The sequence below is a fragment of the Mucilaginibacter sp. KACC 22773 genome, from assembly GCF_028736215.1.
In the GTDB taxonomy this organism is placed as follows: Bacteria; Bacteroidota; Bacteroidia; order Sphingobacteriales; family Sphingobacteriaceae; genus Mucilaginibacter.
Window position 1 is genome coordinate 1,164,147 of sequence record NZ_CP117883.1, and the last position, 11,845, is coordinate 1,175,991.

Consider the following 11,845-nt stretch of genomic DNA (forward strand, 5'->3'; position numbering starts at 1 on the left):
GGTTAATCAACTGCGTTAAATTCTGCAAACATGTTGCCGGCCTCGGCAAGGCTGTTTAGTTTTACATAGTCGCATACCTCTGCATACTCGGCCCACAACTGGTGTACAACAGGGTTGGCATGCGCTTTCCTGATGGCATCGGCCGATAACCACTCAAAAACTTCTATCACGGTGCCATCAACGGCTTCCATAATTACAGCTTCACGGTTAGTAACAAGTCCTTCGGCCCTTAAACGCGGTACATGGGTTTTGGTGAGTTCTTTCAACTCCAGTGCTTTGCCGGGCTTTGGTTTGTAAGCTATAATAACTATGCGTGCCATAAGGGTTTTATTAATGCAATAATATGAACAGATTTTAATATGGATATATGCCTATGAATCAATTTTTTAATAAATATATAAAATGTTACTTAATGCCAACTTTACTTAAAAGCAATCGTATAAAAAAGTATATAGCTAAACCAATTTTTATATAGTGATGATTAAACCGCACAGATGGTTTACATGTTGGGTTTCTGGGATTGCAGTGCTTGTGTGTCTTTTATATCCAACAGATGGTAAAACACAAGCGCCCGAAATAAAATTCAAGCAAATTAGTATCGAGCAAGGCTTATCAAACAGTTATGTTTTTGCAACGTGGCAGGACAGCCGGGGTTTTATGTGGTTTGGTACACAGGATGGCTTAAACCGTTATGATGGGCAACAAATGATTGTTTATCGCAACATACCGGGCGATAATCATAGTTTGAGTGACAACCTGATCAAGTATATTTACGAAGACAGCAATAAAATTTTATGGATTGGAACTGCAAACGGGCTCAATAGCTTTAACCCATATAGCAATTCATTTACACGTTACACTCATGATGTTACAGATAAGAATAGCGTTAGCGGAAGCATGATTGCCTGCATTTTTGAAGATACACAGCATGTTTTATGGGTGGTTTCTGAAGATGGTGGTCTTGATATTTTTAACCGTCAAACAAAACAGTTTTTACATTTTGCCCACAGCAAGAAGGATGGCAACAGCATTAGTGCAGGAGCCGTTCATTATATTTTAGAAGACAGGCAGAACAGGCTTTGGATAGCAACTGATTCTGGTTTAAATGTTTACAACCACTCTGCCAGAAAATTTAACCTGATAAAAAACAAGTTCGGATCCGCGGCTAACAATATACAATCAATGCAGCTGGCCCGGGATGGCAAACTTTGGCTGGCCACTAAAACCGCGGGGGTGCTGGTTTTCGATCCGCAAAATGGTTCCTTTAAACAGTATCAACATATCACCGGCGAGGCGGGTAGCCTATCGGGTAACGAGATAGCGCTTTCCGGTTTGCTCATTGATCACGAAGGCCATGTTTGGATAGGTACGATAAACGAAGGGCTTAATCTTTATAATCCGGCTGATGACAGCTTTTATCACTATACCCATAAGTTTTACGACCCGACAAGCCTTGCACAAACCTCGGCATCGGGTTTATTTGAGGATAACCAGGGCAACTTATGGGTTGGTACGGGCCGTGGAGGCATTAGCTTATACACGCCTGCTGCCAACAGGTTTAACGTTTACCGGCAGGAAAAAGATCCCAATAGTTTAAGTTTTAGCGATGTTAAATCGTTTTGTGAAGATAGGAGGGGCAATATCTGGATTGGCACCGATGGGGGTGGGTTAAACCTTTTTAACAGGGAAAAAGCATCGTTTAAACATTTCAGATATAACGAGGCCGACCCGGCCAGCATTGGCTCGGACGCAGTGCTTGATATTACCGAAGACCTGGATAAAAACCTATGGATAAGTACCTGGGCCGGCGGGTTAAACCTGCTCCGCCCGGGGAGCACCAGGTTTACCCGTTTTAAAAATAATCCGAATGACAAAACAACCATTAGTTCGGATATGGTATTTAAAACATTCCAGGATAGCGAGGGCAACCTGTGGGTGGGCACTTTTGGCGGGGGCCTTAACCTGCTGAATGCTAAAACTCACCAATTCAGGCGTGTTACCAAAGATCCCGATGGGGTTACCAGCTTCCTGGGCAATAACGTGTTTGTAATTAACCAGGATAAAGCCGGCAATGTTTGGTTTGGCGGCGACGATGGTGGCTTAAACTGCTATAATTTAAAAAGCAGGCGCTTCTCGCACTATTTTAATGAATTTGCCAGGAAACCCGATATAAGGGTAATATTTACCGACCATAAAGGGCGTTTGTGGATAGGTCAAACAGGCTTGTATCTTTTTGATGCAAAAAAAAATGTGTTTGCACCTTACAGCCAACAGCCAGGGCTGCTTGATGATGTGATTAAAGGCATAACCGAAGATGAATTTGGCAACCTATGGGTATCCGCAAATGATGGCCTGTCTATGTTTAATCCGGATAAGCACACCTACAAAAAATTTAATATTCATGATGGCCTGCAGGGGATTGAATTTGAATCCAATTCGTTTTTAAGGGCAAAAGATGGCGAAATGTTTTTTGGCGGCACCAAAGGGCTTACCACTTTTTATCCTAAAAATATCAAAATCAACACCTTTCTTCCGCCAGTTTTTATTACCGGGCTTCAAGTTTTTAATAAAACTATTGTTCCGGGGCAAAAGGATTCGATATTAAAAACCGATATCTCTTTAACAAAGCAGCTGCATTTAAACTACCGGCAAACTTCACTTACGTTTGAATTTAACGCGTTAAATTATGTAATCCCCGAAAATAACAACTATGCTTATAAGCTGGAAGGATTTGATACCAGTTGGACAAATGCCGATGCTACAAAAAAAGCCACTTATACCAACCTTGACCCAGGTACGTATACGTTTAGGGTAAAAGCGTCAAATAACGATGGCTTTTGGAACCCCAAAACTGCTTCGGTTCAAGTTATTATTAAGCCTCCGTACTGGCAAACGCTTTGGTTCCGGATTTTGGCCGGACTAACTTTTATTGTTGGTATTTATTCCTATTACCGCCACCGTATCAACGGTATCAACAAGCAAAAAACAGAGCTTGAAAAGCAGGTTAAAGAACGGACTGCCGATATTGCCAATAAGGCCGAAGAACTGCAAACGCAATCAGAAGCGTTACAGGCACAGGCCGAGGAACTGCAGGCACAATCAGAAGAATTACATTCGCTAAATACTGAATTGACCATCAAATCAGATAAACTGCTTGAGCAGGCCGATGACCTGAAAATACTTAACCAGCAGCTTACCGAACAAAAACACCAGGAGCACCTGGCCCGCGAAGAAGCCGAAAAAGCCAACCTGGCAAAAAGTACTTTTCTGGCCACCATGAGCCATGAAATACGCACACCAATGAATGGTGTAATAGGAATGGGATCATTACTGGCCGAAACCAACCTTGACAGCGAGCAGCGCGAGTATACCGATACGATTATCAATTGCGGCGAAAGCTTGTTGAATGTGATTAATGACATCCTTGATTTTTCTAAAATAGAATCGGGAAAAATTGAAATTGAACATGAGGATTTTGTGCTTCGCAAAAGCATAGAAAATGTGATGGATGTGTTCTCGACCAAAATTGCCGAAAAACATATTGATTTAATTTATGAAATAGATACAGATGTACCGGCATGTATTGTAGGCGATGAGCTTAGGCTTAAACAAGTATTGATAAACCTGGTGAGTAACGCCATCAAATTTACCGAGAAAGGAGAAATATTTATAAGGGTATTTGCTGCCTCTAAACCTCACGAGGGTAACATACCAATTGGTTTTAGCGTGAAGGATACCGGTATTGGAGTTCCGGAAAATAAGTTATCAAATTTATTTAAACCTTTTAGCCAGGTTGATTCTTCAACCACGCGCAAATATGGGGGTACCGGGCTTGGTTTGGTAATCAGCAAAAAGCTGGTTGAGTTTATGGGCGGCGAAATCTGGGTTCAAAGCCTGCCGTCAGAAGGCTCGGTTTTTAATTTTACCATTAACGCCGGGGTAAGTAATGCCAAAGCACCCCGCGACGATATGTATACTACCGTGGGTTTTAAGGGGGGGCGGGTATTGATTGTTGATGACAATAAAACAAACCTTAAAATTTTGAAAAACCAGCTCGAAAACTGGGGTATGAAGGTTACAGCAACTACTTCGGCCAAAGATGCCCTTGACCAATTATTAACAGAAAATAGCATACAACTGGTTATAACGGATATGGAGATGCCCGAAATGGACGGAGTAGGCCTAACCAAAGCGGTAAAAAGTATTAATCCGCTAATACCTGTTATTATGCTCAGCTCGATAGGCGACGAGAGCAGAAAGAAGTTCCCGGGATTATTCGCGGCCATTTTGACAAAACCTGTCAAGCAGCAGTACTTATTTAGCAGCCTGCAGGTAGCTTTAAATTTAAATAATAACAACCCGTTGTTTGAAGATAAAAGTAAACAAATGCTTTCGGTTGATTTTGCAACGGAAAACCCGCTTAAAATACTTGTTGCCGAAGATAATCCTGTAAATCAAAAGTTGATACAGCGTGTTTTAAATAAGCTGGGCTATATGCCCGAAATGGTTCAAAATGGTATTGAAGTTTTGAATGAAATGGAGAAAAATGATTTTGATGTAGTATTAATGGATATCCAAATGCCCGGCATGGACGGGCTTGAAGCAACTTCCCATATCCGGAGAAACGGCAGGCCGCAGCCTTATATAATAGCCATGACGGCTAATGCCATGGCCGAAGATAAAGAAATTTGCCTGCAGGCCGGTATGGATAATTACATAGCAAAGCCGATGAAACTGAACGAAATTATAGAGAAGTTAAAAAATGTTTCGGTGGCTTATAAACAAAAAGCCTAACGGCACTTTAAAATATTTTATTTGCAATAAGGGATAAACTGAAAACCCTTGCCTTGTAATTTGGTTAAGCTATACGGAGATAATCAAAATTACAATGGCAAAAAAAGTTGCAGACCAATTGGTAAAGATGCTGGTAGATGCCGGCATCAAAAGAATTTACGCGGTAACAGGCGATAGCCTTAACGAAGTAAATGATGCCGTAAGGCGCGAAGGCAGCATTCAGTGGGTCCACGTCCGACATGAAGAAGCCGGCGCCTACGCTGCCGGTGCCGAAGCACAGCTGAACGGCCTTGCCTGTTGTGCAGGCAGCAGCGGGCCAGGTCATGTACATTTGATAAACGGATTATATGATGCCCACCGCTCGGGCGCGCCCGTTATAGCCATTGCGTCAACAATTGCCAGTTTTGAGTTTGGTACAAACTATTTCCAGGAAACCAATACTATTAAGCTGTTTGATGATTGTAGTTACTATAACCAGATAGTCACCACGCCAAAACAATTGCCGCGCATGCTGCAGGCCGGTATCCAAAGCGCGTTGCATCAAAAGGGTGTTGCCGTAATTGGCCTGCCGGGCGATTTATCCGGCATGGATGCCGTTGATATCGAAACATCAATCCAAAACTTTAATCCGGCTCCTATTATCCGCCCTACAGATGCCGATTTGCAGCAGCTGGCCGAATTAATTAACCGTAATAATAAAATTACTATATTTTGCGGTATCGGCGCTGCCGACGCGCATGACGAAGTGGTGGAGTTATCGCAAAAACTGAATGCTACGGTTGCCTATTCGTTTCGTGCTAAAATGGATATCCAGTATGATAATCCTAATGAAGTGGGCATGACGGGCCTGCTTGGCCTGCCATCGGCCTACCACAGCATGCATGAGTGCGACCTGCTGATACTACTGGGCACCGATTTTCCGTATACACCATTTATGCCTGCAGATTGTAAAATAGTGCAGGTAGATATTAAGCCCGAACGGCTTGGCCGCCGCGCCAAAGTTGATATTGGTTTATGCGGAACTGTGAAAGATACTTTAACAGCGCTGCTGCCCCTCATCGCCCAAAAACAAGATGACATCTTCTTGCAGGCCCAGCTAAAAGTGTATGCCGATGTTAAAGATAAAATGCAAACTTATGTTGACGATAGCGGCGAAACCGACAAAATTCACCCCGAGTTTGTGGCTCATGTACTGGATAAACTCGCCGCCGAGGATGCGATTTTTACGGTAGATACGGGGATGTCGTGCGTATGGGGCTCGCGTTATATTAATGCTACTGGCAAGCGACAAATGATAGGTTCCTTTAACCACGGATCGATGGCCAATGCCATGCCCCAGGCCATAGGCGCGGCGCTTTCGCGGCCAGGGCAGCAGGTGATAGCACTTTGCGGCGATGGCGGCCTCTCGATGCTTTTGGGCGATCTGGCAACAATCGTTCAGTATAAATTACCGGTTAAAATTGTAGTTTTTAATAACCGCTCATTGGGCATGGTAAAGCTGGAGATGGAAGTTGCCGGCCTGCCCGATTGGCAAACCGATATGTACAACCCCGATTTTGCACTGGTTGCCCAGGCTATGGGCATTAAAGGCTTCACCGTTACCGAACCCGGCGAGGTAAGACAGGCTGTAAGTGATGCCCTTGCTTTTGACGGCCCCGCGTTGTTAAACGTTTTTACCGACCCTAATGCCCTGGCCATGCCGCCGAAAATTGAACTGAAACAGGTTGCAGGCATGGCGGTTTCCATGACCAAACTAATGCTTAACGGCCATATGGACGAGGTATTGGACACCGTTAAGGCCAACTATAAACATCTGAAGGATTTGTTGTAACGTTTTAAAACAAGCTGCCGCGGGTTTAGCGAAGCGTAACCCGTGGTAAGGCTTAATTTAAGCTTCCAGCTTAAATTAATAAACACGATTTAAATCAACATTAAATCAATCCCCAGGGCGCATCTGATTGGGTTAACATAACTTAACACTTTTTAGATAAAATATTATAAATATCTGATATTCAATATTTTATATTTAATCATGGTTGACATTAAACTGATAGCGCAATTTAGGCGCATCCAAATATTTGTGCCTGTTTTTGACCAATACCAGTCCCTTGGATACCTCGATCATTTAATCAGTATCGGGTAATAAAACAAGGTAGCGTTTGATGCTTATATTATTTTTACCACGGGTTACGCTTCGTTAAACCCGCGGCAGCATTTTAAAATAAGCCAAACTTATCCCGCATCATATGGCCATCTTTCAGCACGTAGGTCATTGGTACTTCGTGGCCAAGGTCTTTAAAAACCATAATGCCGCGGTGCTTTTGGGGAATGAGGTTGTAAAAAGCGTACTCATTATTGGGCGGTGCCAGGTGGTCAAGCAAACCGATACCCAACAGGATGGGAATTTGAATATTTTGCGCAAAGTTTTTGATGTCGAAGTAATCCAGGTTATCCAATATTTTATCAAATTTAATCCCTTTTTCGCCTGCGTATTTGTGCAAATCATACAAAGGCCAGTCTTCCTGGTCGGGAAGATTACGGATATCGCTCAGGATAGGATTTTGTGATGAAACGAGTTGCACACGATTATCCAGCCCCGCTACCGCAGCAGCGAGAAAACCGCCCAGGCTGCCACCCGATACCTCAATACGCTTAGGATCGAGCTCGGGACGCGAATAAATGAAATCAATAGCGCGGATACAATCCATAATGGCGCCGCGAAGTACATATTTGTTTTTATCCTCGGCGTTTAGGCTAATATAATCTGGTCTTTTAGGATGAATTACATCGCGGCTGTTGCCCTGGCCGCGCACATTAAGAGTAATAATGGCGATATCATTGTCTTCGCCTAACATGGGTTTTAAATCAACCTGGTAGCCCGGCAATGCCAAAAGGGTGCTAAAGCGTCTGTTCCTGATGCTGGTTTTAGGAATTGTTAACCAGCCCCGTACAGTGATATTATCCAGCGAGCGCATCTCTATCAAATAAACCTTGCGGTTTTCTGTTTCCTGCTCGGCTTTTTCGGTCATCTTAAATTGCGGCTTAACCGTGGCCAATTCGCTTTTGGTATTTTGCCAAAAACTGTCAAAATCGGCAGGGCGGCCATGTTGCGATTGAATCTCTTCCGGGCGGATGCCAAACACGCGGCGTGTTGTATCATCATAGTCAGATACATTGATCATAAAATTGATCTTGTAAAATCCTGGTTTTTGCTCCGGTACGGTAAAGTCATAGCTGGCGCTGCTATGTTTGGATAGATTTACCTTCCTGCTTTCTTTTGCAACCGTAACCCCTGTAGGCGTAACTGCTATGTACGATACAGTGCCGGTTTGCGGCACATCCGTCGCATTTTTTACGTTAAAGGTATAACTGGCGAGGCCATTAAAAATGGCATCTTTACTGCCGGCTATGAGCGTGGTTGATATCTCCTGATCAGCCTTATGAACAGTTGTTATTGCATTCGCGCTGCCTGTTATTAAAAGCAGGACAAGTTGTAACACGAGGATAAAGGATTTTAGGCCGTTCATAATTCTGTTTCAAATATGTATTAAAACTATCGGGTATCTAACCGGTAATTCAACGATGCCGAAAGGCTGGTTCCTGCACCTGTATTGCGGCCGGTTATAAAGGTTCCGCCGGTTAAAAACAACGATAAATTTTTAGTAAAAGCATGCCCGTAGCTTGCCGACACCTGGTTAAACGCAAAGTTTTTGCTGGTATTAGGATTGGCCGAAATAATAGGATTAGGATTTATAAATGAATTACTGCTTGTTGCGTAAAAGCCGCCGATACTTATCGAGAACTGCTCCTTGAATTTTTTATCGAGTGTTAAGCCATAAGTAAGGTTATACCTGTCCTGGAAAACAGATTCGCTTCCAAAATATTCGCGAACGGCATTTTCGGCAACAAAATAGCTTTGCTTACCAAATAAATGCCCGCTGCCCGCAAAGGCAAGCTTAAGTTCGGAGCCATAATAACCATAACCCAGGCTTGCATTATTACGGTAGGTAGGTATAATACCGGTAGCTTTTATGCTGAAATAATATTTGTAGTTGATGTTGGCCAGGTAATATTTAAGGCCAATTTCAATATCCTGCAAACCCGATGTGGTGATGGCATGTGTTAAACTGTCGGTATTAAAGTAGTTCATGGAATAAGGCACCAGGGCAGATAGTGTAAACTTCCTGCTGATACCATATTCGCTATAAAACGAGTAGCTAACAGAATGAAAACGCCCGTTATCATCAAACGCCCGCCTATGGCTTGTTGAATCGAATTGTTTGTTGGCAAAAAAATAACTTACCGACGGTGATAAAATAAACCGGCCCGGCCTTACCGGAAAGCCATCGGCATAGCTATAGCGTGGTGAAAAAGCCATGAGTATTGCCGCTGCAAGCAGGTATTTGAATAATTTTTTGTTTGCGGTTATGTTTTTATCCATAGGTGTATAGTTAAAATAATCCAAAGGTATCGCGCATCCAGGCACCCTCGTAATCTTTGTATTTTTGGCTTACCTCGTGTCCCAGGTCTTTAAACACCATTACTTTTTTATTGGTATTTAAAGAGTTGTAAACCGCAAAGCCGTTGCCCGGCGGCACATAGGGATCAAGCAGGCCTAAACCCAGCAGAATAGGGCACTTAATATCAGTTGCAAAGTTTTTAGTGTCGTAATATTCCATATTATGCAGTACCTGGTCAAAGTTTACGCCAGGCCTGCCTGCTACATATTTTCTGATATCCTTTATTGGCCATTCCACGGTACCAACCAAATTGTGCACATCGCTCAGGATAGGGTTTTGGGCCGAGCAAATAGTTATCCTCTTATCTAATGCAGCAAGGGCAATGGCCAGATAGCCGCCCATACTGCCGCCGGTAGCCAGGATTTGATCGTGCCTTAACTCTTTACGCGAGTAAATAAAGTCAACCGCACGTACGCAATCCATAATTACGCCCCGCATTACATATTTATCCCTGTCTTCAATGTTGTATGATATAAAGGCATCGCGTTCGGTATGTATAACATCGCGGCTATTACCCTGTCCCCTGGTATTTAAGGTGATAATTACTAAATCATCATCGCGCCCTACAATGGGTTGCAAACTAACCTGGTAACCTGGTAAACCTAAAAGTACTGAAAATTGCTTGTTTTTATTATTGTTTTTGGGAACCGTCATCCAACCCCGGATAGTCAGGTTATCTAATGATTTCATTTCGATGAGGAAAACCCTGCGGTTATCGGTGTTTTGGGATGGATCCTCAGTTACCTTAAATTGTGGTTTTACTTTAGCCAGCTCGGCTTTGGCATTGGCCCAAAAACTGTCGAAATCTGCCGGCTTAGGATACGCTGATTTGATCTCATCGGCCCTGATGCCAAAAGCCCGGCGGGTGGTATCGTCATAGTCAGATACATTGATCATCATGTTAAGCTTATAAAACCCGGTTTTAAGCGCAGGGATTTCAAAGCTGTAGTGCTCTGTGCTTTTTCTTTCAATTTTTACAGGTTTTGAAAGGGCTTTAACTTTTACACCTTTTTCGTCGGTAATCAGGTATGATACAGTGCCTTCCTGTTGGGTATCATAGGTGTTTTTTACGTCGAAGGTAAATGACGCAACCGAATTAAATATACCGTCTTTGTTATTAATATTTAATATAGTTGATACGCTTTCTTCATCTTCTTTTTTAGGGTTAACCGGCGAATCGTGCTGCGCAAGTACCTGCTGAAAAGCCAATAACGCCCCGATTAAAATCAGGTATCTTTTTAATTTACGCACCATAATATATTCATTAAGCATTGATATTTGCCGGTTCATTTTCGGGCTTGGGTAATTTGTTTTTGATCAGAAAATCTGATTTTCGGATATAATGGTTTAACGGTTCCTCAATTAACTTAAATAAGGTGATAGAAATTATATTTAAAACGATAAAAGCATACAGAAGGTTTAAGCTATCATACTGAAACGGCGAATGCCAGTCGACCCCCCATTTGTCATAAAGTGTAAAAGTATAATCGTTAAGCCAGTTAAAACCAAAATGTAAAAAGTTGTACATGTAGCCCAGGTGTACCAGGTAAAATATATACGAACTTTTGCCTAATAGTTCAACAAACCGGGTGGCCAGGATTTTTTTCAGCAAAGTTGTCTCGGTTAGTATGCCATAAAAAAACAACGTAATTGATAAGGCCAGCAGGTAGTTATTGGTGATAATACCCAAAGGGTTATGCAAGCCGGCTTCCTGGCCTTTCGGAATAGGTAGTACCGACATAATCCATACGCAAACGAAAATCAGGAAAAAACCCAGATAGGTAAGTTTCTTTTTGCTGTTACCCTCCGGCTTTTGCCTGCGTACTATAAGGGCAAGCTGTATGCCTGCAAAAAACTCAAAGCACCTGCCCAAAAAGGTATACAACATCATAAAAGTGAAGTTGCCAAAAAAGCCATACCAGTTAACATGGCTGAATATTAGCACAAGCACAACGCCCAGGCCGGTAACAGCAATGGGCTGAATATAAAACCTTTTGTATTTGGTAGCTATCAGGAAAATGAAAGGCGCCGAAAAGTAAAAGCATTCTTCGACCGTTAACGACCAGCCCTGCGCCACCCCGGTAAATTTAAGCTGATCAAAAAAGCCCCGCAAAAAAACAATGTTCATCAGGAACATGGCTATAGGGTTATGCCCGGCGGTAACAATTTGATTATTGGTAAAATAAAAGGCAATGAAAGCGCCGATGGTTAAAATGGCATACATGGGGTATATGCGCGCCACCCTGTTTTTAAGGTACTGCTTAAACCAATCTTTAGTAAGCTTAAAGCTATCAAAATACCTGAAAGCAATTAAAAAACCCGATAATACAAAGAAAATTGTAACCCCAATGTGGAACTCATTAAAAAAGCGTTGCACAGAGTGAGGAAATTTTTCATCAAAAATATACGCAAAATGCGATATAAAAACCAGGTAAGCAGCCATTGCGCGTACACCGGTTAATGCTGGAATGTAATTTTGTTGCGCTCTTTGTGACAAAACGTATCTAAGTTAAAATTTTTATACGGGATTT

At 42.5% G+C, this 11,845-nt stretch carries 7 protein-coding genes; 2 read left to right on the forward strand and 5 right to left on the reverse strand.

Annotated features, from left to right (window positions below):
- Window positions 1–2: 2 nt before the first annotated feature.
- Window positions 3–320, reverse strand: a complete 318-nt coding sequence (locus PQ469_RS05150; RefSeq protein ID WP_274211979.1) for a hypothetical protein — start codon at window positions 318–320, stop codon at window positions 3–5.
- A 211-nt stretch (window positions 321–531) separates the two neighbouring features.
- On the opposite strand from PQ469_RS05150, the gene PQ469_RS05155 reads away from it, so the two are divergent.
- Entirely contained in the window at window positions 532–4,794 is a 4,263-nt protein-coding gene (locus tag PQ469_RS05155; RefSeq protein ID WP_274211980.1) for a hybrid sensor histidine kinase/response regulator, read from the forward strand.
- Window positions 4,795–4,888: 94 nt separating this feature from the next.
- On the forward strand, window positions 4,889–6,625 hold the full coding sequence (locus tag PQ469_RS05160) for a thiamine pyrophosphate-dependent enzyme (RefSeq protein WP_274211981.1): 1,737 nt from the start codon (window positions 4,889–4,891) through the stop codon (window positions 6,623–6,625).
- A gap of 385 nt (window positions 6,626–7,010) precedes the next feature.
- Here the strand turns inward: PQ469_RS05160 and PQ469_RS05165 are convergent, their stop codons facing one another.
- The 4 genes from PQ469_RS05165 to PQ469_RS05180 are packed head-to-tail and all read right to left on the reverse strand — an operon-like array spanning window position 7,011 to window position 11,811.
- On the reverse strand, window positions 7,011–8,321 hold the full coding sequence (locus PQ469_RS05165; protein ID WP_274211982.1) for an acetylxylan esterase: 1,311 nt from the start codon (window positions 8,319–8,321) through the stop codon (window positions 7,011–7,013).
- A gap of 26 nt (window positions 8,322–8,347) precedes the next feature.
- Window positions 8,348–9,235, reverse strand: coding sequence for a hypothetical protein (locus PQ469_RS05170; RefSeq protein ID WP_274211983.1), 888 nt, complete (start codon window positions 9,233–9,235; stop codon window positions 8,348–8,350).
- Between the two features lie 10 nt (window positions 9,236–9,245).
- Entirely contained in the window at window positions 9,246–10,604 is a 1,359-nt protein-coding gene (locus tag PQ469_RS05175) for an acetylxylan esterase (protein WP_274211984.1), read from the reverse strand.
- Window positions 10,579–11,811 (reverse strand): acyltransferase family protein, encoded by a 1,233-nt coding sequence (locus PQ469_RS05180; protein WP_274211985.1) that lies wholly within the window; start codon window positions 11,809–11,811, stop codon window positions 10,579–10,581. The genes PQ469_RS05175 and PQ469_RS05180 overlap by 26 nt, the downstream gene beginning before the upstream one ends.
- Window positions 11,812–11,845 lie beyond the last annotated feature (34 nt).

Excerpts from the sequence above, each read along its gene's own strand:
- PQ469_RS05170 (WP_274211983.1), bottom strand. The coding sequence starts at position 9,235 with ATGGATAAAAACATAACCGCAAACAAAAAATTATTCAAATACCTGCTT.
- PQ469_RS05175 (WP_274211984.1), bottom strand. The coding sequence starts at position 10,604 with ATGAACCGGCAAATATCAATGCTTAATGAATATATTATGGTGCGTAAA.
- PQ469_RS05160 (WP_274211981.1), top strand. The coding sequence starts at position 4,889 with ATGGCAAAAAAAGTTGCAGACCAATTGGTAAAGATGCTGGTAGATGCC.
- PQ469_RS05165 (WP_274211982.1), bottom strand. The coding sequence starts at position 8,321 with ATGAACGGCCTAAAATCCTTTATCCTCGTGTTACAACTTGTCCTGCTT.
- PQ469_RS05150 (WP_274211979.1), bottom strand. The coding sequence starts at position 320 with ATGGCACGCATAGTTATTATAGCTTACAAACCAAAGCCCGGCAAAGCA.